The sequence below is a fragment of the Methylobacterium sp. DB0501 genome (assembly GCF_011043735.1).
In the GTDB taxonomy this organism is placed as follows: domain Bacteria; phylum Pseudomonadota; class Alphaproteobacteria; order Rhizobiales; family Beijerinckiaceae; genus Methylobacterium; species Methylobacterium alsaeris.
This window is the reverse complement of sequence record NZ_JAAKGV010000020.1, coordinates 1-19,506: the sequence shown is the minus strand read 5'-3', so window position 1 is coordinate 19,506 and position 19,506 is coordinate 1. Positions and strand designations below refer to the sequence as shown.

Below are 19,506 nucleotides of genomic sequence, written 5' to 3'. Positions count from 1 at the left end.
AGCGAGAAAATGCTCGGGTGAGTGCTGCCTTCACCGACCCGAGCCGGTGATCCCGCTTACTGCCACAGACCGTCCGGTAGGCGGCCATGGTAGGGCGTGTCACGACAATGACCCCAGGGACCGCGCCAGGAGCCTGCAGGGCAGCCGTTGCCCGGGTTCACCGGCAGTGGGCCAACATACGGCGTCGTGCGGCAGTGTCCCCAGGGACCGCGCCACGCACCCGGACCGCATCCGTCGGCAACGAGCGTGATCTGCGGCGAAACCGCAAGATCTTGCGCAATCGGCATGGCTTGCGCGCTGGCGAGGGGCAGGACGGCGAGCGCGACGCTGGCCGCGAGCATGGAGGTGAACCGTGTCATGGAAGCGTCCCCCTGTGTCGAAGCACTTCATCAGCTTCGAGAACAGTTATAGAACGCCGCAACTCCAATCTTGGCTGCGTTACATTTCTGCAATGCTCGGCTCATGTTCTGACCATGTCAGAGCCACTGTGTTCGATAATTACTTGCCAGATTTGGAACCCTGCTCGGTGCAGGTGGGTGGAGGCTGGTTACGATCCGTCCAAGTAACCTCGCGCCCTTTGCCCTGCAGCTCGTGCTGGTCATCCCCATACCGGAAGCCGGATCCGCTCAGTTGGGCGGGGAGGGTGATGGCTGGGCCTTGAGCAGGGTGGACGATCACCGGCTGACCGGGATCCGTGACCGCGAACTCGACACGAAGCTGCACACCACCAGGGCAGGCGAACACGACCCGTCGTCGCGCCGCTTGTGCCTGTGCAACCTGCGTCCTCTCGCCCGCCTCGGCGGAGCCGGAGCTGAGGAGGGCGGCGAGCAGAACACCAATGGCCGAAGAGGGGCCAACGACCTGTGATGCGACATGAAACTTCTCCTTCGGCCGTTCGATCACGCGCCTCAGCAGGAAGTCACCACTCACCAAGTGGGTCACTCCTGCCCGCAATTGCTCGGGGCAGGCGCACCCGCGAAGCGCTCACCGATCCACTCGATCGCGGCAGGGGCGGCGTCACGCGCCACGAACAGGTGTCCAACACCCGGCACGAGGTCGAACTCGACCCGGCTACCTGCCTGGCAGAGACGCGCCCGGTAGTCCTGAGTCACACGCGGCAGCACGAGGGTGTCGGTGCTGCCCTGGGCCAGGAAGATCGGGATGTCGCGCGGGAGTGTGCCGGGCGTGTTGCGGGCCAGGAGACCGCGCCACGGCTGCCGGTCGGCGAGGTTGTTGACGGCCAGGAAGCTGCGGTCGAGCTCCCGTGAAGGTCTACGGCGCTCCAGCACGTCGAAGATGGTCTCGATGCAGTCGTTGGCGAGCTCGTTGATCACCGGCAGCGCGGCGGGTGTGACCACCTTGGTGATCGAAGCACCGTAGACACGTGACCACGACCACAGGGTCATGGCCGTGAGGTTCTTGCCGCCCGAAGTGTCGAGGTCGGCCATCATCAGCGTGGCGAGTTCCGTCGCTGGGGCAGCCGCTGCGACGCCGACCAGCGTCAGGTCGGGCGCGTAGCGCCGGGCCAGAAGGCCAGTGAACAGCGCCGCCTGGCCGCCCTGCGAGTGGCCCCACACCGCGAAGGCGCGCGTGGTTCCACCTGGACCCGCGAGTTGGCGCGCCGCGCGCACCGAGTCAAGGACCGCCCGTCCTTCACTGTCGCCTACGAGGTAGGGGTGAGCACCGGGCGTGCCTAGCCCGGGGTAATCCGTGGCGGCGACGACGTACCCGCCCTCCAGCATCTCGCGCAGGCCCTGGATGGAGCGGAACAGGCCGCGGGCGAGCGAAGGAGCACACTTGTCGACTACACCCGTGGTTGGGTGTGCCCAAGCAACGATCGGCCGCCCGCCGAGCGGGACAGGACCAGCGGGCACAATGACGGCTCCTGAGACCGCGATTGGCTCACCGCGCATGCCGGTGGAGCGGTAGAGCACGCGGTAGGCTGCCGCTCCGTCTGGCGCTCCTGGGATCGGCTGCCAATCGAGGAGGGTTCCGGGTGACGAGCGGACGCTCGTCGCCTGGCGCGTACCACTACTGGTCTGGGCATAGACCGCGGAGCTTGCCCCAACCGCGAGGTAGGCTGCGCAGGCAAGCATCCGTCCAAAATGGCGGGAGATGCTGAGGACAGTTCGTACCTGGCTCGGCGGGCGGCTCGTCGGCGTGCTCAAAGCAATCCTCCGCATCACGAGATCTCGGCCGATCCCCGAGGCATACTGCCAAGCTTACGGGGCCTGGATCAAGGGAGACACGCTCGAAAACCTTTCTGCTTCATTTCCAAGAGGCCCGTTCGGCGGTCGCCTCCAAGCCCCCGATACCTGATTAGCTCACGTGACTGGGCCTGAAGGTCGTCGAGCTTTCGACGATCGCATCAGAGAGGGACAGCGGCGCACAAATGTCCCTCCTGCAGCACCATCGAAAATACTCGCACAATTTTATAAAGCTGAGACGATTTTCTTCGTGTGTAACATAACGACGCCTCGCTACGTAGTGCGCCGATTTGATTTCCTCATGGGTCTGGAAAGATAAAAATACTTTTCCGGATGGTAGAAGACATCTTTCAATTTCCAAAAAGATCCTTCAGAGAGGCAACGCCATCCTATCCAGGGCTGGACACTGCGCGTTCTGGCGCGGCTCGATCAGGGTGGTGCTCGCGGCCTTGTGGCCGATTTCACCTTCGCAGACGCACTGAGGCGACAGGCGCAACTGCGCTGCCGACAGTTGGCGGAGCGTGAGCAGAGGGAAAATTCGTGAACTGCCGCGCTCGCGCTCTACCCAGCAGGCTGGATCGCAGGAACGCCTGCAAGCACACAAAACGTGCATCCGGCACCGGACTGTGTCGCAGATTTGCGCTTGGCAGATGCTGCAGTGCAGCGTAGAACGCAGATGCACGGCCGCGACGAGGTCGCGGTCGTGCAGCCCTCTTTGGGCGTTTCCTCCCTAGACTTCGGGCCGCTCGCTAGGGCGGCCCTTTTCTTTGCGCGAAGCATTTGCCCGGACGGCTATGTGCGTCAAGCAAGATGGTTCTGCCGCACGCTAGATGCAGGTTATATCATGCTGAAAGCTGGTTGTTCGGGAGAAGGAAGGTCGTAGCGGGAGGTGCTTCCGACCCTCGCTGCTCGCGATCGCAACCCCCAAGCAGGCGTGATCTCTCGGCAGCCTCAGTTACCCGCCATCGTCAGCGCGCCGTGAGCAACGTGTAGAGATTGGTGACCGGCACAGACGGGTCGCCGTATGTCTCCCAGCTCAGGCCAGCGGGTTCATGGTCGTCTTCCACGACCCAGGCTGCCAGCGCTCGCCAGGCGTCGGGGAGCAGCGCATAGGACCCTTCCAGGCGCAGGTGCGCCGCACGACCAGCGGGGATCTCCTGCACGGTCACGCCGCCGACGGCCTTGAAGCCTCCGGCAATGGTCGAACCCGCAGCGATGCGAATGTGGCCGCCGGAGGGCGAGAGGGAGAACGTCACCTCAGGGCCAACCTTCACGACGCCCTGAGCCGCGAGCGCCGCATTGACACGCGCGCGAGCCTCGCGCTGGAACTGCGGGATGGCGGCGAAGGCCACCTCTGCCCATTCGACGGCGCAGATGCTCGGGGAGACCAACACGATCTCCGGCGCGCTCATGCCGTCCAGCACCCGATCTGCCATCCTATTCTCCCAGGCTCGCTTATGGCCCGTTCATGAAGCTGCAAGGAACAACGAGCGCCCGGCACCGCGATGATCAGGTTATAGCCATTGGGTTAGCCACGGCTTACAGTAAGCCATGGCTAACACACAGGCCTCTCTCGCGATCGCAGCGCTCGGCGATCCGACTCGGCGGCAGATCTTCGAGCGTCTCGCACGCGGTCCCAGCCCTGTCGGCGAGCTCGCCAACACTATGGCGGTCACTCGGCCCGCCGTCTCCCAGCACCTGCGCATCCTCAAAGAGGCTGGTCTGGTGATCGAGACCGCAGAGGGAACACGCCGGATCTACCAGCTCGATCATCGCGGGATCAGCGCCATCCACGCTTGGCTTGACGAGAGGTGGGCCGAAGCGCTCAGCGCAGCGGGATCCACTCCCGATCCAGACTTCTGATCGTACCCCTTCAGGCATTCAGCCCGTCGCGATGCAGACGATTAAGCCTCGACCGGCGCCTTCGTCCTGCGTGACCGCCCACGGCTCGCCGCCTTGTCAGTGACCTTCGCGTCAGGCGCGGCAGCCTTGCTGAGAGCGGAACGACCCGCCCTGTGCTGGCCGAGCCCAGAGTTCTTCGCGAGCACGGATCGCTGGCTGGCGTAGTTAGCCGCTACCATCGGGTAGTCGCGAGGCAAGCCCCATTTCTCGCGGTACTGCTCTGGGGTGAGGCCTCGCCCGGAGAGGTGACGCTTGAGCGTCTTGTACGGCTTGCCGTCCTCCAGCGAGATGATGTGGTCCGGCGTCACTGTCCTGCGAATGGGAATTGGCGGCGTCGGCTTTTCGGGCTCGGCAGGAGTCGGGTTGTTGAGGCTCTGCAGGGCAGCATGCACCGACGCAATCAACTCGGGCAGGGCTGAGGGCTGAACCACGTTGTGAGCCACGTAGGCCGAGATGATGTCACTGGTGCGCTCGACTGGATCCACCGCGGGGATGTCGGTTTCGCTCATTTGCCTTCTCCCGCTCGAGAAGCCCGATTGGGATCAGAGATCTTGAACAGCGTCAATATCGTAAGCGATGCACATTGCGATTAAATCGAATGTCGATCAGCACGCTCGCGGCACTGTCAGTCGGCAAATTTTGCAGGCTTCGTGCCGATCTGCGGGTTCGGTGCGCCTCGATTACGGCGCCGTTGCGGTTGAGCATCCTTATTCACTCAACGTAACTTCCTTCACGCCGAGCCAGCTCACGGCCTCCTCAAAGCTCAGAAACGTATGGGTCTGATCCGTGAACGGGGCCGGCCGCTTCGCACGCGGGGTCGCTTCAAGCAACTCGACGTGCCACCTCAAGGGTGAGCGGCCTCGCCTGGGCTCGAGCACCAGGCTGGCGACGATGCTGCCATCCAGGTCGACGTCATAGCTCCCGGAGGCGAGACGCACGAGCGTATAGGGCATCAGGATCTCCCATTGATGGGGCCTGCCCCACCTCATCGCGGTCCGCTGCTGCGAGCCAGTGGGCCCGTGATCCGGTCGCTGCAGGCGTCGCCGCCACATGGTTAACGCTTCATTGTCGTTCACGGCCCGTTCCCATTGTGGAAAACCCGCGAAGCAGCCACTGCTACGCTTGGAGCGAGGCCAACCATGCAAGTACGAGCGGGAGAGCGGCTGCGCCTGACGTTGTCGGGCGCAGGGTGCCGCGCTGTGGTCAGTCTGAACACTTACGCGGTCACGCAAGCGGCGGTCGAGGGCCTCGACCCCTCTGAGGACGGCTTCAGCTACGATGTAACACCCTGGCTGCAGCCCGGCCGCAATGTCGTGACCGTCGTGCTGATTGGACTTGCCGCGGAGCACCCGTTCCGGCTGATGGCAGAGCGGGGCGGGCAAGCTCAACTTCTGTTGGACGAGGCGGAGCTCCTGCCGGTGCCTGCTCCCTGGCGGCTCTGGACCACGACCATCGAGCTGACCTCGTCAGTGCACCCGTCGATAATGGCCGAGGAGCGGGATCTCGCATGGCCGAGCCGAACCCGAGATGCCGATCTCAGCGACATCCTGGTCGCATGATCGGGACGCAGTGAGAGCCAACGAGACAATGCCCGTGAACAAGCGCCAGCTTGCCGGTGCCCTTTTAACGGCCAGTCACATCGCCGAGCGCGACCGGCTGGCGGCATTCATCGGTGACGAGATGACGGCGTTCGCCGCCAACCCGTTCCCGTCGACAACCGCCGGCGCTGCTCGCCAACGCTGGGGGATGCGCGAGATCGAGTTCCGCGCCATGGATATTGCTGCGGCAGGGTTGTCCTGCCTCCTCGCGGCCTTGGCACGCCTGCCGACCAGCGAGCCGCTGTGCCAGGAGATCCTGCGGGCCGGCACCCACAGCCTGTACCTCCTCCATTATGGTGACGGCTGTCGGATCGTCGGAGCCGTGCTGCACGGAAAGCCGCGCCAGGAGCTGCCTCAGCTCAGACCTCTCCCAAAGCCGCGCGGGCGGCCGCGGCGCTTGCCGAGCACTCAGCAGCTCGACCTGTTCGGGATGCAGAGCGCCTGAAGCACCCCGTGTCCATGCCTGCAAAGCGCTGTAAATAGTAGAGATAAAGACAACCGCATCTTAAGCATTGGCGATGCTAGATAGCGCTAGAGCAGGGGCGCATCCACTCGTGCGCGGAGCACCGATGCGCGGCCATTTCTATTCCTTGCAGCATCTCACCCGGCGAAAGCTCGCAGCTCTGAGCGTCGTCGCCACGCTCGCCCTCGGCACCATCACGACCGTGATGGTGCTGCAGATGCGCCAAAGCGCCTGGGACCAGGTCTCCCGGACCTCGCAGAACCTGCTCGAGATCACCGAGAGCGCGATCGACCGCAACATCGAGCTCTACGACCTCTCCCTGCAGGCGGTGGTCGAGGGCCTGCAGAACCCGAAGATCGAGGGGGTCGCGCCCGATCTGCGTCACCTCATCCTGTTCGACCGCTCCTCGACTGCGAACGGCCTCGGCTCGATCCTCGCGGTAGATGCCCAGGGCAGCGTGTTCATGGACTCGGGCTCGCAGGTGCCGCGACGCCTGCAACTCGAGGACCGCGACTTCTTTCGGGTGCACAAAGAGCGGCCGGATGTCGGCCTCTACATCGGCGAGCCCACCCGTACCCAGAAGGGTGGCCGGCTGGTTATCCCGTTCAGCCGCCGTTTGGCCTACGCGGATGGGACGTTCGCGGGTGTGGTCGTCGGCGCGATGGACGTCTCCTACCTCGACGGGCTGCTGCGGCGTCTCAGCATCGATCAGGGCAGCAGCGTCGCGCTGTTCCGTACCGATGGTGTGATGCTTGCCCGCAACCCCTCCGACCAGAAAACTATAGGACGCAACATCGCTGGATCAGCGCATTTCCACCACTACCTGGAGCACGATGCTGGGCAGTTCGTCGCCACGGCGAAGTTGGACAACATCGAGCGGTTCTACACCTTCAGCCACGTCGGCTTGCGGCCGCTCATCATCAACGTGAACGTCTCCGTGGCGGCAATCCGAGCGATCTGGCGACCGAAGGCGATTGGCATCAGGCCGTTGTGCTGATCCTGTGCCTAGGCCTTACCAGCCTCACCCTGCTGCTGCAGCGTGAGCTCGAACGGCGGGCCCAGGCCGAGCGCGCTGCGCTCGATGCGAACAAGGCGCTTGCCGAACTCGCGGCGACCGACGGCCTCACCGGCCTGCCGAACCGGCGCCACTTCGATGCCGTGTTCGACGGGTTGCAGCGCCAGGCAGAGCGTACCGGCGAGAACCTGTCGCTGCTGCTGATCGATGCAGATCAGTTCAAGCGCTACAATGACACCTACGGCCATCTTGCCGGCGACGAGGTGCTGCGGACCATCGCGCGCTGTCTCAAGCGGCAGGTGAGCGGACCTGACGAGGTGGCTTGCCGGATCGGCGGCGAGGAGTTCGGTGTCCTGTTGCTGGGGCCGGCCGGTCGCGAGGTGGCGTTCCGGGCCGAACACATCCGCCAAGCGGTTGCCCGCACTCAGATCCCGCACAGCGGTCAGGAAGGCGGGTTCATAACCGTGAGCATCGGCGTGGCCTGCCTCACGCTGGGTTCGGGCGTGACGCAGACGGAGTGTTTCGCGGCGGCAGATGCCGCGCTTTACGAGGCCAAGCGACGGGGCCGCAATCGCGTGATAGCGCAGCTCGGTCAGAGTGGCGGCATTACCGACAGATCATGCTCGGCGCGGAGCGACAGTCGGCTGAGGTCGAAGCCAAAAGCCCAACGTTAGGGCTTCGTATCGATTAAAGAAGGTTTCGAACGCGAATACATGCGGTTCACCGTTGCAATCTCGCAAAGCAACTTCAGCCTGACCGAGGCTTCCTCCAGTTTGAGCACCACAATAGCCAACGATAACCTGAAATAAGTCCAACTCAGTCAAGTTAGCGAAGCGCTCGCGGAATGGCGGAGACTCGATGCAGTAGCGGCATGGGCGAGCTGGATCGAAGTCTACTTTTCGCTTGGTGGGGTGAGGGTGACCTGTCACCAGCGCGACCATAGGCCGACCGCCATGACCCTGCTCGGCGAAGCGCCAAAGGGTCGAGGTCATTGTGTTGCCGAACCCTTTGCTCAGCGTCCGAACGAGTTCAAGGCTCGGAGTGGACGCCTCGGCCTCGGCGCGAAAGCGATCGCCTAGGAAGAGTATTCGGCCCGCAGCGTAGTTCGCCTCGGCCTCCATGATCTCGTGGCAGGCTGGGGTCAGTGTCTGCTCGGTATCCCCGAGCATCATGCCTGCGTGCCATGGGATTAGGTCGTGCCCGATTTCGTGTGCCTCGTTCCACCGATGCTTCAGAGGGGGGAGGCTCCGATCGAGCAGGATGCGCTTCTGGTCGGGTAGATAGAGTGCCTTCAGGCTCAGCGTTCGAACTGCGTCGGCCAGCAGCGTAGGGCGCATCAGCACCTGCTTGCCACCGACCTTCAAGCGCGAGAACATCTCCTTGAGAAGGCTGTCGTCTGTGGTGCTGTAGTAGCCCCGGTCGAGTTTCAGCAGGTCCCGAACGATGTGCAGGTTGATCGGCGGCTCGGGGCTTCCAAGACCCCGTAGAACCTTAGCAACCTGCCCGTCGATGTCGGCGACCGTTCGCTTCCCAAGATTGACGTTTCTCACTTCACCCGTTTCAACTCCTGCTCGCTCAGCACGGCGACGAATGCCTCCAAGGCTGAGCTCTCGTCCGGTGTCAGCTTCTCTACCGCCTCTGACCGGGCGGCAAATCGTACGGCTTCTTCACGAAAGCCAGCATCGTTCGCTGCGGACAACCCCGCCAACTGCATCAATCTGCGTTGCGATACGTCGAATGTCTGAGCAAGCCTGAAGACTGTTCGTGGCTCTGGCACATAGTGAACGTCGGCCTCGATAACGAGCAATTCGCTCGCCTCAAGTTCGGCCGCCTCCGCCAACTGCTCCATCGAGAAGCCGCGATGGCGGCGCATGAGATGCACGAACTTGCCAAAGGCGATGCGCGACTCGTCACTCGCACCTGCCTGAGCGCTCGATGGGCGCGCTTCTGGCGCCGGATCGAGCGCAAGCAGGCCGGCGCTGACGGCGGCGTCACCTTCGCGGCGCACCCGAGCCATCCACCACTCCTTACTGCGCTCCAACCTCATGGCCTTACTCCTCGTCGAGGAACGCGCGAGCCTGCGCGGCGGTCATCTCGAAATACCTCAAATTCTGGTACGATGGGTCCTGGCCGAAATCCGTCATGCCGCAACGCCGATAAAAGTCATCGGCTTGAGGCAAGGAATGCAGGCCGATGCGCCCCTTGAAGCCCTCGTCCACGTTCTGTGCAACAGCAGCGGTGATCAGTGCTGTTCCCACCCCGCGTAGCCGTGGCTTTGAGCCCAGTTCAGGTCGGTTCCACGGAGCTGCCTCGAGATAATCGAGATAGACCAGCGGCTTTCCAGACTCTCTGGGATCGCGGGTCGATTTCGTCAGATCGATCTGTGCCAGTCCCTGCGTCACGCCCTGCGCAACGACACTGAACCCTTTGAACGCCAGCATCCCTTGTACTTGAGCAGCCTTCTGCTTCCAATTCCAGTGCCAGCTTTGTGGCCATTGAGTGGGCGGCACACCCGTTCGGGAGAGCTCCTGCAGCACTGCGAATAGTTCCGGCTGCCACTTCGTGTACCAGTCATCGAGCTGCGCTTGCTCGATAGCATCGCGCAACTCGCCCTCAACGCTGTCACCGGTTGCGACGTCGAGAAGGTAGATGGTCGAAACGTCGGCCATTACAGGAACATCAGCTCCGCCTTTTCCTTGGTCGCCTCGTTCTCGAACAAGAGCTTGTCGCCCTTCTCAACCCGAGCTTCGACCGTTTGATACAGGCGCAAGGCCTGCCGGAGCACGGCGGTCTTGGTGAGATCCTTGCGCGCCGACAGATCATCGAGCACGCGCATCTCGGCGTCGGTGAGGTTCAGCGTCATCGTGCGCTTCGTCATCTCATCCTCCGTCGGTCGTTGGGCATATAGCGGACCGTCCCCGATCTGTCAACGAGAGATAGCTAAAAATCACCACTTGAATAGCTATTTTATGGCTATTATCTCCACAGTCGGCGCCGCTGGTCCTGTCGACCCGAGGCGATTTGGTCCTCGGCGTGGAGAGACAGAGCATGGGACGACAGCACGTTGGACACGGCGAGATCGCCGCATTCGCGCAGGACAGGGTAAACTTACCCAAAGAGAAGGCCGATGAGTACCGGGCGCAGGCGAACCGGCTTCGCGAGAAATTGGAGGGTTATCTTCGCGAGCACCCGGATTTCACGCTTAAAAAGATGCTGTTGTCCGGCAGTCTTGCCAAAGGGACAGCGCTTCGATCGCTTAATGATATTGATGTCGCCTGCTACATCAGTGGTGCCGATGCGCCATCCGATGTTCAGGAACTCCTTGACTATTTGGCAGCGCGGCTTCGCAAAGCCTTTCCCAACTTCAGTCCCGATCAGGTGAAACCGCAAACCTACTCAGTGACGGTTTCGTTTCGAGGTAGCGGTCTCGACGTCGACGTGGTGCCGATCCTCTATAGCGGAGATCCTAACTGGTACGGCAACCTCGTCAGCCAGGACGATGGATCTTTCTTGAAGACAAGCATTCCGCTCCACATCGCCTTCGCGGCCAAGCGTAAGAAAGCTCAAGAGAAACATTTCGCGCAAGTCGTTCGGCTGGTAAAATTCTGGGCCCGTCGCATGAAGGCAGAGCATGACGGCTTTCGTTTTAAGTCGTTCATGATCGAGATGGTCCTTGCCAAGCTCTGTGACGATGGCTTGAACTTTGCGGACTATCCCGAGGCGCTCCAGAATTTCTTTACCTATCTGGCGAAGAGCGAAGTGCGAGAACGGATCGTGTTCTCCGACTACTATAATCCCTTGACAGTCGGCACCCTCTTCGACGAAGTGCAGATTATCGATCCGGTTAACTCAGCAAACAACGTTGCCCGACTCTACACCGCAGCCAACGCGGACGCAATCACAGAGGCGGCGTACGATGCTGGCGACGCCATCGACGCGGCCCTTGCCGCTCCCACGAAGCAGTTGACCGTCGCCTACTGGCAGAAGGTCTTTGGATCGTCGTTTCAGGCCTGATGGTAGTCATGTCCTATAGCTATAGCTTTTCCGAAAGCGCGACCTTCACCATTACCCATGCCCGCCACATGGCAGCCAAGGTCGCAACTGACTTGAAGCGCATGCAGCGCTTTTACGGCTCCCCCTCGGACGCTGAGATCGCAGACTATGAAGCAGAAGTGACGGAGTTTTTGAAGGCTGGCTATCTCGGCACGGTCACCTATGGGTTCCGTCGCAATGGGAACTGGATTGAGCCGACGCTGCGCTACACCGCGCGCGACCTCGCCGGCGGTTCCGCCAACGATGACGATCCCGGGCGTGTGCGCGCCAACGCCGATGTGAGTGGCGCCACCTTCTACAGCTATCTGACCTACAGCCTGGCATGGGAACAGCTCACCCACGCGGCCAAGGATGCGTTCAAGACGCAGCTGCCCTTCCAGCGCAGCGGTGCCCCTGAACCTGGGATCACCGGCTACCTGTCCGACGATCGAACCTATTCCTCGGGCGGTCGCGCCCTCAACCGTGCCAGCGTCCGGAGCTACTGATGAACGCCAGCCCTTCCATCGACGATCTGTTCGAGCGACGCATCACCTACCCCGATTTTGAGCCGCAGGGTCGGCTCGCACGCTTGGTCGGGCTCGACGAGTACAAGACGCGCCTGACCAAAATATTGGGTCTTCTGATCAACCCGGCAGGTTTGGAGGCATGGGCGAAGCGCCATCATCCCAAGGCCGATGCTCTGCTCGACATCGTCCTGCGCCGGCCCCCTCTCGTGGTTCTGGCTGGTGATGTCGGTTCAGGCAAGACCGAGTTGGCGGAGACGATCGGCGACGCCGTTGCGCGCCAGGAAGGGATCGAGATCACGCTGCTCCCCCTGAGCCTTTCGACGCGCGGACAGGGTCGCGTCGGAGAGATGACCCAGCTGCTGTCGGCTGCCTTCGACCACACCGTCTCCGAAGCGGCCCGGTTGAAGTCGGCCTCTGGCCGCGCGCGTGGAGGCGTCATCCTTCTTGTCGACGAAGCCGACGCGCTGGCCCAGTCGCGCGAGGCCGCCCAGATGCATCATGAGGACCGGGCCGGCGTCAACGCCTTCATTCGCGGGATCGACCGCCTCGCCAACGGTAAGCTTCCCGCAGCGGTCATCATGTGCACCAATCGCTTAAGCGCGCTCGACCCGGCGGTTCGGCGTCGAGCGGCCGAGTTGATGAGCTTCACCCGCCCGAACGACGAGCAGCGGCGCTTCCTGCTTTCGTCTCGGCTTGAAGCACTAGGTTTGGAGCGCCAGCACATCGACGCTCTGGTTGCAGCCACTGGACCGCAGCGTAGCAGCCGCGATTACGGCTTCACCTTCTCGGATCTGACTCAGCGACTCCTGCCATCCATCGTTCTCGACGCCTATCCCTCGCGAGCGGTTGATGGTGCCCGAGCCGTCGAGATAGCTCGATCCCTGGCGCCCACGCCTCCGTTCCGCGACACCGTCGCCTGAGCTGCAATCATGACCCAGGCCGTTACCGTTCGTCGCGATGGTGATACCTTTCAGGCGCGCTTGTTCTGGCGCTACGCAGCGCGTCTCCTCGATCCGGTTAGTCCAATCGTCAAGGTTGGTTTCGAGCAAGGACCGAAAAGCTTCGATGACATTTGGGTGGAGTACGATCCCTCGAGAAGCGCCCAAGACCAATATGGCGAGCCGCTTCGCCGCGAGCACATCCAATGTAAGTGGCACGTTGCACCCGACAGCTACGGCTACGCCCAACTGGTCGATCCCGAGTTCATCAACGCCAACGCGCGCTCCCTGCTGCAGCGCGCCCGGGAGGCGCAAGTCGCCTACGCTCCTGACGGCCTCGGCGTCCGCTTCAAGCTCCTGACCAATTGGCGACTCGATCGGGCGGATCCCTTACGTGAGATGATCGGTAACCGTTCAGGTGCCATTCGCCTAGATCGGCTCTATGGCTCGGTCACCGACAAGAGTCGAGCCGGATCGGTCCGTAAGACATGGCGCGAGCACCTCGCCATCGATGAGGACGAATTGCGCGTCCTCGCTCGAACGCTCGCCTTTGGCGAGGCAAACGATAGCCTAGATGGATTACGTGACGACCTCGACATGCTATTCGCATACGTCGGGTTGTGGCGAGTGCCGTGGAACCAGAGCGTCTTTCCCTACGATGACCTCGTGTTCCAATGGATGGCACAGGGTCGATTAGAGTTCGACTGCACCAGCTTCCATGCGATCTGCACCCGCGAGGGACTCATTGGGCATGGAGAAGGTCGACCGCGCGTTTATGGCGTGAAGTCATTCGAGCACTCGATGGACCGCCTGGAGGAACGCTGCCTGCACGTGCTCGATCTCGTTCCAGCCTTCGATGAGCGCTACATCCGCAGCGAAACGGACTGGGCTGACACCCTCTATCCGTCCTTGAAGACATTTCTGCTGTCGGCTGCGAAAGCCGAGCTTCGGCTCCGTCTCGCCCTTGATGCCCACATTACCCTGGCATTTGCCGCAGGCTCCGTCCTCAACATCAAATCCGGCCGGATCGTCGAGCTGGAGCAGCGGACAACCGGGCGCCAGGTATGGTCGGCTGAAGATGCGCCTACCGATCCAAGCTGGCCAACCCTAGGCGGCGAAATCGTCGAGATCGGGTCAGGTGGCCCCGATTTGGCGGTCGCTATCAGCCTTACACACGACGTCGTCGCTGACGTCGAGCGCTACCTTCTGCGAGCCCATCCGGCTGTGGGACGGCTTCTGTCCTTGCGACCCGCCGGAGTGATCGGAGCGACATCGGTCGCATGTGGCCGGCACGCCTTTGAGCTTGCCGAGGCGGCCACACGCCTGATCCGTGAGAAGCGAGGTCCCGATCCGGCGACCAGACTGCATCTCTTCATCGCGGCTCCGAACGGCTTCACCTTCTTCCTCGGGCAGCGCCAGCCCGTGATCGGGAGGGTGACACTCTATGAGTTCGATTTCGAGGGTGGGCGAGATCGTTCCTATGCCCCGGCCCTGACCCTCCCCACAGTCGCGGCATCCGCAGCCGACAGGACGCCACGCCAGCCTACGTGAGCTGGTTAAGGTCGCGTTATGGATCGACTTCGAAGTGGGGTCCCGGACCCATGTTGTTGCTCACCTCATCCGATCAGCCGGACGGCCTTGCCTTTGTCGATCTCGGCCTCGTTGTAGTAGCGTGCCGCCTGCTGCACCGAGCGGTGCTGCGACAGTTGCATTGCCTCGGGCAGCGGCACGCCCTGCTTTCCAGCCTCGGTCATGAAGCCTGAGCGCAATCCGTGCGCCGAGAACAGCACGGGGTCGAGTCCGGCCCGGGCGCAGCGCGCCTTCAGGATCGCGTTCACGCTCTGCGGATCGAGCGCCGCCGATCCGACGCGGCCCCAGCGGTCGATGCGCCGGAATACCGCCCCACTCTCGATCTTCGCGAGCGCCAGCCAATCGAGCAGAGCCGTTGCGGCACGCCCGATCACCACCACGCGGGCATCGTCCTCGGCCGTCGTGGTCTTGGTGCGGCCGAGCCGGATCGTAATCTTCGACACCTTCGCACTGTCTGGATCGGCAGGATCGAGCGGCACGGGTGCATCGCGCACGAGGTCCTCGACCCGCAAGCCCGCGACCTCGGCCCGACGTCGACCTCCTGAGGCGAAGGCGACCAGCAGCAGCGCACGATCGCGCACGTCGACCAGGCGGTGCTCGTAGAGACAGGTGGCTAGCAGTTTTTCGATGACCGCGGCGGTGACCGCCCGTGCGCTCTTGCGGGTGCGGGGTCGCCGGTTGGCACGGACGGCAAGCGAGAGGGCGGTACGCAGGCGCGGCGCTTTGAACGGTCCTTCGACGCCGCGGAAGCGGTGCAAGGTCGACCAGTGGGCGAGGCGCCGGCGCACGGTCGAGACCGCGTGCGGACCGGCGACCCGGAGCAGGCCGCGGGCCCGCAGGTCATCCTCGACGGCGCTGGGCATGCCGTGGCGGGGATCGCTCTCGCGCTCGGCCGGATCCCAGAGGTGATGAGCGACAAACTTCAGCGCCAGGGCCTCGGTCGCCGGCCAGGGCAGGGGATGGCCGATGGCAGCCAAGCACCAGGCCTCGAGGTAGCCGAGGTCGGAGGCGAGGGCCCGAAGGGTGTTGGCGCCCATGCCGGAGCGGGCCAGGTGTTTGAGGGTGGCGGCATCCTCGTCGGTGAGGAGGAGGGCGAGGCGCTCGCGAGCATCAAACGGCAGGAGACCGGCGAGGGCATCGAGATCGCATTCCCGGGCGAGGGTGCGATCTGGGAGGCGGGCAGGGATGGGATCGGACATCGCGGATGGGTGCTGGAGAAGGGGCCCAGCCGCATCCAAACCGATTTCCGCTCCCTCGTCCATCACCATCGATAAGGGGACATTATCAATGGTCAGAACACCGATCGCGCGCCCATCCAGGTGCGCGAAGCGAACGACCTTGTCGCTTCCGTGACGGCGCGCTGATACATGAAAGACAATGGTTTACCGCCTGATCGAGCCGCTCCCCTGGCCCACCCTCGCCACGCCGCTCGCCGCCGCCGAGGATGCCCTCGCTCGCCTCGACCAGCGCCTCGCCACCGGCCCCCTCCGCCACGGCTGGTGTGCCCGCGCCGACTTCGCCGACGCCTGCGCCAGCCTCGCCCTCCAGGGCGACCTCGTCCTCCTCGAAGACCTCGTCCTCCACGACGCCGGTCGCGACCGGCACGCCCCCTCGCAGGAGCTCACCCGCGCCCACACTGTCCTGCGCACCCGCCGCCGCATCGCCGCCTCCGACCCTGGCTGGGCCACCAGCCCCGCCGGCCTTGCCGCCCTGTGTGAGGATCCGGATGCGGCAGGCGATCAGGACGCGGTCCCAGTGCCAGCCGCGCCGCCGATCGACGGTGCGGACGGGGAGGGGGATCTCGAGGAGCTCAACGATGCTTTCTCAGCCGAGCTCGCCGGCATCGACGCCCTGATCGCCCGCTCCAGTCGCCTTCTCGCTGACACCGGCCCGGCGAGGAAGAAGTCGCCGCTCGTCTACGATCCGGCCTGGGGCGAGAGCGACCGCCTCGCCGCCTGGCGCCAGGCCGTCGCCGATACTCGGACCTTGCCGCCGGTCCTCGCCGCCACCATCGCGGTCGATGCCTGGACCGTCCTTGAGCCGCTCCAGCACCGCGCCTGGCTCGGACCCCTGCTCGCCGCCGACCTCCTGCGCGCCCGTGACAAGGCCCGACACCATCTGCCCGCGCTCGCCAGCGCCCTGCGCCGCGTGCCCCGCGACCGCTGGCTCGTGCGCGATCCGCTGACCCGCTGGCTCGCGGTCCTCGGTGCCGTCGCCGTGGGTGCCGAGCAGGGCATGAGGGATCACGACCGCTGGATGCTCGCGCGCGAGGGGCTGCTGCTCAAGGTGCGGGGGAGAAGGGGGAGTTCCAGCCTGCCCCGCCTCATCGAGCTCGTTCTCGCCCGGCCCCTGGTCTCGGCCACCATCATCGCGGACGAGCTGGGTGTCACCCCGCGCGCCGCCCAGATCCTCGTGGCCGAGCTCGGCCTGCGCGAGTTCACCGGCCGAGAACGCTTCCGGGCTTGGGGGATCTTGTAAGCTGCTCGCGCTCAGTGGGTCTGAAATCGTGAGAGCGCTGAGCTCAAAAATGGTTTCTGCAAGATGGTGACTGCGTGCGCCAGATTGCTGATGAGCCGGCCTATTCCGTCGATAGTTGGGGATTGGCCGCTGGCAGGCACTTGCTTGACGCACGTGAACCTTCATAGAGCTTTTCGTGTTCGGATCTGGATGGATCCTCGTATCAGGAAGAACTGACGTGTCGGACGAGACTCAAGCCCAAGAGCCTGAATTCATCAACCTCGCGGTTGATATCGTGTCGGCCTATGTGAGCAAGAACAACGTTCCCGTCGCCGAACTCCCGAACCTGATCGCTTCCGTTTACGCCTCGATGAGCAGCCTCGGCCAACCCGCCGCAACCCCGATCGAGGACCACAAGGTCACGCCAGCCCAGATCCGCAAGTCCGTCACTCCGGACACCATCACCAGCTTCATCGATGGCAAGCCTTACAAGTCGCTCAAGCGGCACCTGACCTCGAATGCCCTGACCCCCGACGAGTACCGGCAGAAATACGGTCTGCCCCGCGACTACCCGATGGTCGCCGCGAACTACGCCGCCAAGCGCTCCGAGCTCGCCAAGAGCCTCGGCCTTGGCCAGCTCCGGCGCGATCGGGCTGCAGCCAAGAAGGCGGCTGAGAAGCGGGCCAAACCCGATCCCGTCGTTACCGCCCCGTTAGATGCCAAGCCTGTACGTCGCGGCCGGCCGAAGAAGGCTGAAGCCAACGCGGCCGAGTGACGTGGATCCGGCAAACCCGTGGCGACGACAGCGTGCCCGACGCACGCTGTCGCTCTCGGGTGTGCTCCTCGTTGCGGTAGGTGTCGCAGTAGCTCTCATCGGCATCTACCTCGCCGCAGAAGACATCATCCGCTCATGGATCGAGACAGCGCCGACCTAGCCAGTTCCCCGGTCATACGACTGAGCGTCAGAAACGGTTCTGAAATCCTGTTTGGCGGCACAGGCAAGTCACCTGGAGCAGTTCACGCTTTCGCGACGTTGTTGCCATTTTGGCTAATAACGCGGTTTTTGGGGTTGTGCGCCGCAACATGCTGCCCGATATGGCACTTCTGCTCGCTCTCGAGTGAACGCCACGATTGAGGCGGCACGCGCGGGCGAGGCCGGGCGCGGCTTCGCCGTGGTGACGCAGGAGGTCAAGCAGCTCGCCGAGCAGACCAGCAAGGCGACCGATCAGATCCGCCAGCAAATTGGCGCGACACAAGGGGCGATCCAGCAGGCGGTAGACGCGATCGGCACGATCCACCACGGGACGATGAGGCGCTGGCAATGCTCGCTGACGGCAGGGCCGCAGCACTGTGGGGAGGTGGGATCGGCTGGCCCGCCTTCGAGGATCTCGCGAGGAGCGCGACAGGCGCACGTTTCGTCGTGCCGAACGAAGCGGAGAGCGCAGCCATCGTCAGCAAGGTACCGTTCCTGAAGCGACTGACCGTTCCGGCTGGAACCTACAGCGGCCAGACGGAGCCGATCCACTCGGTCGGGAGCTGGTCGGTCGTGCTGGGCCGCAGTGACATGCCCGAGAGGGTCGCCTATGCGATGGCTCGCGCCCTGCACGAAGGCGAGGCGGACATGGCCAGACGTGTTCCGTCCGGGCGTGAGACGACAGCAGCAAACACCTGGGTCGCCGCGCCGCGCGCTGAGTTCATCCATCCTGGGGTCAGGCGGTACTTGACGGAAGCAGCAATCAAAGCACCTATCAGGTGACCGAACCTTCGCTCCGTCGCATGGACCAGCAGCGTTGGCTTGCGAACGTTCTAATGGGTAAAGCGCGTACCACACACGATAAGGCTCAGCCGTATAGCCCCTCGGCCTGCAGCTGTGAGAGCAACCGGTGAGCCTGCATCTGGGCCGCGCTGTCACGCTTCTGCTCATCGAAGCCGTGCGCAAACATCGGCAGGAGTTTGCTCGTCGCCTGCTCCATGGCCGAGCCCTCCCACAGGATCAGGACCTCCCGATCGGTGAGATCCTTCAGGAAGTACCAGAGTGTCAGCATGACGCTGAGGGCTGACCGCTTGGTCCATCCATTGATCACGCCCTTCCCGATGCGCTCGACCCGGCGCAGAAGGGCATTCTGCTTCTTGGCGGGCAGGTCAGCTAAGGGCTCGAAGCAAGCGGCTTGGAGGTTGGCGCGCAAAGCAGCGATGTCGGCTTCAGCTCTCGCTGCCAAATCCGGGTTGGCCGGGATGAACACGCCCGGTGCGGCGGTCAGGATGTAGAGGAGATAGGCCGGAATTGCGAGTTCGAGGCGCTGACGGTCAGACAGTGGGGACATCAAGAGCTTATGTGACTGAGAGCAAAATCATATTGGGCGATAGGGAACCAATCTAGAGCACGACCGCTGAAATTACAGCCTCTAGATAACTGCTTATAACCTGTAAAATATAAACCGCTGCGGCTGGTGAAGCGTCACTGTACATCTGCTGCCATGTGATTAGGCGTGGAATAAGGACCCCGTTTCCGGGGTGATCGGCGTCCAAACGGGCCCCCCAGGATACTTCATCCAGACTGCCTCCCGCACTCGGAACGGGAGGCTCGCGGAGGATGTTGGTCGTGGAGACGGTCGCGAAGATCCGCCGCGCGTACTTCGTGCAGCATAAGCCGATCAAGCAGATCTGCCGGGAGCTGAAGCTCTCCCGCAAGGTCGTCAGGAAGGTGATCCGCTCGGAGGCAACCGCCTTCCGCTACACCCGCAGCGTCCAGCCTGCACCCAAGCTCGGGCCCTGGC

General features: G+C 63.4%; 24 protein-coding genes and 2 pseudogenes. 14 read left to right on the top strand and 12 right to left on the bottom strand.

Going from position 1 to position 19,506, the window contains the following annotated elements:
• Positions 1 to 56 precede the first annotated feature (56 nt).
• The 4 genes from G4G93_RS36800 to G4G93_RS25715 form a co-directional block, all read right to left on the bottom strand.
• Positions 57 to 359 (bottom strand): GCG_CRPN prefix-to-repeats domain-containing protein, encoded by a 303-nt coding sequence (locus G4G93_RS36800; protein ID WP_409513829.1) that lies wholly within the window; start codon positions 357 to 359, stop codon positions 57 to 59.
• Between the two features lie 139 nt (positions 360 to 498).
• Positions 499 to 930, bottom strand: coding sequence for an MliC family protein (locus G4G93_RS25725; protein ID WP_232389521.1), 432 nt, complete (start codon positions 928 to 930; stop codon positions 499 to 501).
• A gap of 8 nt (positions 931 to 938) precedes the next feature.
• The gene (locus G4G93_RS25720) at positions 939 to 1,934 is read right to left on the bottom strand and encodes an alpha/beta fold hydrolase (RefSeq protein WP_232389522.1); all 996 of its coding nucleotides are present in this window, start codon (positions 1,932 to 1,934) and stop codon (positions 939 to 941) included.
• 1,241 nt (positions 1,935 to 3,175) lie between these two features.
• Positions 3,176 to 3,643, bottom strand: a complete 468-nt coding sequence (locus G4G93_RS25715) for a GyrI-like domain-containing protein (RefSeq protein ID WP_053080210.1) — start codon at positions 3,641 to 3,643, stop codon at positions 3,176 to 3,178.
• Positions 3,644 to 3,758: 115 nt separating this feature from the next.
• Between G4G93_RS25715 and G4G93_RS25710 the strand changes: the two genes are divergently transcribed.
• Positions 3,759 to 4,070 carry an ArsR/SmtB family transcription factor gene (locus G4G93_RS25710; protein WP_048442864.1) on the top strand — a complete coding sequence of 104 codons (312 nt, stop codon included), beginning with the start codon at positions 3,759 to 3,761 and terminating at the stop codon, positions 4,068 to 4,070.
• 41 nt (positions 4,071 to 4,111) lie between these two features.
• On the opposite strand, the gene G4G93_RS25705 is transcribed toward G4G93_RS25710, so the two are convergent.
• Both G4G93_RS25705 and G4G93_RS25700 read right to left on the bottom strand, forming a co-directional pair.
• Entirely contained in the window at positions 4,112 to 4,618 is a 507-nt protein-coding gene (locus G4G93_RS25705; RefSeq protein WP_048442863.1) for a MucR family transcriptional regulator, read from the bottom strand.
• A gap of 198 nt (positions 4,619 to 4,816) precedes the next feature.
• Entirely contained in the window at positions 4,817 to 5,062 is a 246-nt protein-coding gene (locus G4G93_RS25700; RefSeq protein WP_048442898.1) for a hypothetical protein, read from the bottom strand.
• A 186-nt stretch (positions 5,063 to 5,248) separates the two neighbouring features.
• On the opposite strand from G4G93_RS25700, the gene G4G93_RS25695 reads away from it, so the two are divergent.
• The 4 genes from G4G93_RS25695 to G4G93_RS25680 all read left to right on the top strand — a co-directional run bounded on the left by G4G93_RS25695 (position 5,249) and on the right by G4G93_RS25680 (position 7,859).
• The gene (locus G4G93_RS25695; RefSeq protein WP_063838464.1) at positions 5,249 to 5,668 is read left to right on the top strand and encodes a hypothetical protein; all 420 of its coding nucleotides are present in this window, start codon (positions 5,249 to 5,251) and stop codon (positions 5,666 to 5,668) included.
• 28 nt (positions 5,669 to 5,696) lie between these two features.
• Positions 5,697 to 6,152 carry a hypothetical protein gene (locus G4G93_RS25690; RefSeq protein WP_048442862.1) on the top strand — a complete coding sequence of 152 codons (456 nt, stop codon included), beginning with the start codon at positions 5,697 to 5,699 and terminating at the stop codon, positions 6,150 to 6,152.
• Positions 6,153 to 6,276: 124 nt separating this feature from the next.
• Complete coding sequence (locus tag G4G93_RS25685; protein ID WP_053080208.1) at positions 6,277 to 7,167, top strand: cache domain-containing protein; 891 nt, start codon at positions 6,277 to 6,279, stop codon at positions 7,165 to 7,167.
• Positions 7,161 to 7,859: a GGDEF domain-containing protein gene (locus tag G4G93_RS25680; RefSeq protein ID WP_053080205.1), complete on the top strand. Its 699-nt coding sequence runs from the start codon at positions 7,161 to 7,163 to the stop codon at positions 7,857 to 7,859. Before G4G93_RS25685 ends, G4G93_RS25680 begins: the two co-directional genes overlap by 7 nt.
• Here the strand turns inward: G4G93_RS25680 and G4G93_RS25675 are convergent.
• From G4G93_RS25675 to G4G93_RS25660, 4 genes are read right to left on the bottom strand one after another with little or no spacing between them, the layout of a single operon-like run.
• Positions 7,803 to 8,735: an ImmA/IrrE family metallo-endopeptidase gene (locus G4G93_RS25675; protein ID WP_165088690.1), complete on the bottom strand. Its 933-nt coding sequence runs from the start codon at positions 8,733 to 8,735 to the stop codon at positions 7,803 to 7,805. The genes G4G93_RS25680 and G4G93_RS25675 overlap by 57 nt on opposite strands.
• Positions 8,732 to 9,202, bottom strand: a complete 471-nt coding sequence (locus G4G93_RS25670; protein WP_083469295.1) for a helix-turn-helix transcriptional regulator — start codon at positions 9,200 to 9,202, stop codon at positions 8,732 to 8,734. The genes G4G93_RS25675 and G4G93_RS25670 overlap by 4 nt, the downstream gene beginning before the upstream one ends.
• A gap of 34 nt (positions 9,203 to 9,236) precedes the next feature.
• Positions 9,237 to 9,854, bottom strand: coding sequence for a GNAT family N-acetyltransferase (locus G4G93_RS25665; RefSeq protein ID WP_048445575.1), 618 nt, complete (start codon positions 9,852 to 9,854; stop codon positions 9,237 to 9,239).
• Positions 9,854 to 10,063 carry a transcriptional regulator gene (locus tag G4G93_RS25660; RefSeq protein ID WP_048445576.1) on the bottom strand — a complete coding sequence of 70 codons (210 nt, stop codon included), beginning with the start codon at positions 10,061 to 10,063 and terminating at the stop codon, positions 9,854 to 9,856. Before G4G93_RS25660 ends, G4G93_RS25665 begins: the two co-directional genes overlap by 1 nt.
• 170 nt (positions 10,064 to 10,233) lie before the next feature.
• Between G4G93_RS25660 and G4G93_RS25655 the strand changes: the two genes are divergently transcribed.
• Genes G4G93_RS25655 through G4G93_RS25640 form a run of 4 tightly spaced genes read left to right on the top strand, consistent with a single transcriptional unit; the run spans position 10,234 to position 14,233 of the window.
• Complete coding sequence (locus G4G93_RS25655) at positions 10,234 to 11,199, top strand: CBASS oligonucleotide cyclase (protein WP_165088688.1); 966 nt, start codon at positions 10,234 to 10,236, stop codon at positions 11,197 to 11,199.
• An 8-nt stretch (positions 11,200 to 11,207) separates the two neighbouring features.
• The gene (locus tag G4G93_RS25650; protein ID WP_048445589.1) at positions 11,208 to 11,723 is read left to right on the top strand and encodes a hypothetical protein; all 516 of its coding nucleotides are present in this window, start codon (positions 11,208 to 11,210) and stop codon (positions 11,721 to 11,723) included.
• On the top strand, positions 11,723 to 12,664 hold the full coding sequence (locus G4G93_RS25645; RefSeq protein WP_048445577.1) for an AAA family ATPase: 942 nt from the start codon (positions 11,723 to 11,725) through the stop codon (positions 12,662 to 12,664). The genes G4G93_RS25650 and G4G93_RS25645 overlap by 1 nt, the downstream gene beginning before the upstream one ends.
• A gap of 9 nt (positions 12,665 to 12,673) precedes the next feature.
• Positions 12,674 to 14,233: an SAVED domain-containing protein gene (locus tag G4G93_RS25640; protein WP_048445578.1), complete on the top strand. Its 1,560-nt coding sequence runs from the start codon at positions 12,674 to 12,676 to the stop codon at positions 14,231 to 14,233.
• Between the two features lie 65 nt (positions 14,234 to 14,298).
• Here the strand turns inward: G4G93_RS25640 and G4G93_RS25635 are convergent, their stop codons facing one another.
• The gene (locus tag G4G93_RS25635; RefSeq protein ID WP_048445579.1) at positions 14,299 to 15,471 is read right to left on the bottom strand and encodes a site-specific integrase; all 1,173 of its coding nucleotides are present in this window, start codon (positions 15,469 to 15,471) and stop codon (positions 14,299 to 14,301) included.
• Positions 15,472 to 15,649: 178 nt separating this feature from the next.
• Between G4G93_RS25635 and G4G93_RS25630 the strand changes: the two genes are divergently transcribed.
• From G4G93_RS25630 to G4G93_RS25615, 4 genes and pseudogenes are all read left to right on the top strand, one after another.
• Positions 15,650 to 16,750 carry an RHE_PE00001 family protein gene (locus tag G4G93_RS25630; RefSeq protein WP_048445580.1) on the top strand — a complete coding sequence of 367 codons (1,101 nt, stop codon included), beginning with the start codon at positions 15,650 to 15,652 and terminating at the stop codon, positions 16,748 to 16,750.
• A 217-nt stretch (positions 16,751 to 16,967) separates the two neighbouring features.
• Positions 16,968 to 17,504, top strand: a complete 537-nt coding sequence (locus G4G93_RS25625; RefSeq protein ID WP_048445581.1) for a MucR family transcriptional regulator — start codon at positions 16,968 to 16,970, stop codon at positions 17,502 to 17,504.
• Between the two features lie 343 nt (positions 17,505 to 17,847).
• Positions 17,848 to 18,024: pseudogene (locus G4G93_RS36480) on the top strand (methyl-accepting chemotaxis protein); the annotation flags it as partial.
• Between the two features lie 26 nt (positions 18,025 to 18,050).
• Entirely contained in the window at positions 18,051 to 18,485 is a 435-nt protein-coding gene (locus tag G4G93_RS25615) for a TAXI family TRAP transporter solute-binding subunit (protein ID WP_053080425.1), read from the top strand.
• 85 nt (positions 18,486 to 18,570) lie between these two features.
• On the opposite strand, the gene G4G93_RS25610 is transcribed toward G4G93_RS25615, so the two are convergent.
• Positions 18,571 to 19,053 (bottom strand): hypothetical protein, encoded by a 483-nt coding sequence (locus G4G93_RS25610; protein ID WP_048445582.1) that lies wholly within the window; start codon positions 19,051 to 19,053, stop codon positions 18,571 to 18,573.
• 269 nt (positions 19,054 to 19,322) lie between these two features.
• On the opposite strand from G4G93_RS25610, the pseudogene G4G93_RS25605 reads away from it, so the two are divergent.
• Positions 19,323 to 19,506 (top strand): annotated as a pseudogene (locus G4G93_RS25605) (IS21 family transposase); the annotation flags it as partial.

Coding starts and splice junctions, on each gene's coding strand:
- G4G93_RS25665 (WP_048445575.1), bottom strand. CDS start 9,854: ATGGCCGACGTTTCGACCATCTACCTTCTCGACGTCGCAACCGGTGAC.
- G4G93_RS25715 (WP_053080210.1), bottom strand. CDS start 3,643: ATGGCAGATCGGGTGCTGGACGGCATGAGCGCGCCGGAGATCGTGTTG.
- G4G93_RS36800 (WP_409513829.1), bottom strand. CDS start 359: ATGACACGGTTCACCTCCATGCTCGCGGCCAGCGTCGCGCTCGCCGTC.
- G4G93_RS25650 (WP_048445589.1), top strand. CDS start 11,208: ATGTCCTATAGCTATAGCTTTTCCGAAAGCGCGACCTTCACCATTACC.
- G4G93_RS25700 (WP_048442898.1), bottom strand. CDS start 5,062: ATGCCCTATACGCTCGTGCGTCTCGCCTCCGGGAGCTATGACGTCGAC.
- G4G93_RS25655 (WP_165088688.1), top strand. CDS start 10,234: ATGGGACGACAGCACGTTGGACACGGCGAGATCGCCGCATTCGCGCAG.
- G4G93_RS25660 (WP_048445576.1), bottom strand. CDS start 10,063: ATGACGAAGCGCACGATGACGCTGAACCTCACCGACGCCGAGATGCGC.
- G4G93_RS25690 (WP_048442862.1), top strand. CDS start 5,697: ATGCCCGTGAACAAGCGCCAGCTTGCCGGTGCCCTTTTAACGGCCAGT.
- G4G93_RS25645 (WP_048445577.1), top strand. CDS start 11,723: ATGAACGCCAGCCCTTCCATCGACGATCTGTTCGAGCGACGCATCACC.
- G4G93_RS25615 (WP_053080425.1), top strand. CDS start 18,051: ATGCTCGCTGACGGCAGGGCCGCAGCACTGTGGGGAGGTGGGATCGGC.
- G4G93_RS25610 (WP_048445582.1), bottom strand. CDS start 19,053: ATGTCCCCACTGTCTGACCGTCAGCGCCTCGAACTCGCAATTCCGGCC.
- G4G93_RS25630 (WP_048445580.1), top strand. CDS start 15,650: ATGGTTTACCGCCTGATCGAGCCGCTCCCCTGGCCCACCCTCGCCACG.
- G4G93_RS25685 (WP_053080208.1), top strand. CDS start 6,277: ATGCGCGGCCATTTCTATTCCTTGCAGCATCTCACCCGGCGAAAGCTC.
- G4G93_RS25640 (WP_048445578.1), top strand. CDS start 12,674: ATGACCCAGGCCGTTACCGTTCGTCGCGATGGTGATACCTTTCAGGCG.
- G4G93_RS25695 (WP_063838464.1), top strand. CDS start 5,249: ATGCAAGTACGAGCGGGAGAGCGGCTGCGCCTGACGTTGTCGGGCGCA.
- G4G93_RS25710 (WP_048442864.1), top strand. CDS start 3,759: ATGGCTAACACACAGGCCTCTCTCGCGATCGCAGCGCTCGGCGATCCG.
- G4G93_RS25705 (WP_048442863.1), bottom strand. CDS start 4,618: ATGAGCGAAACCGACATCCCCGCGGTGGATCCAGTCGAGCGCACCAGT.
- G4G93_RS25635 (WP_048445579.1), bottom strand. CDS start 15,471: ATGTCCGATCCCATCCCTGCCCGCCTCCCAGATCGCACCCTCGCCCGG.
- G4G93_RS25670 (WP_083469295.1), bottom strand. CDS start 9,202: ATGGCTCGGGTGCGCCGCGAAGGTGACGCCGCCGTCAGCGCCGGCCTG.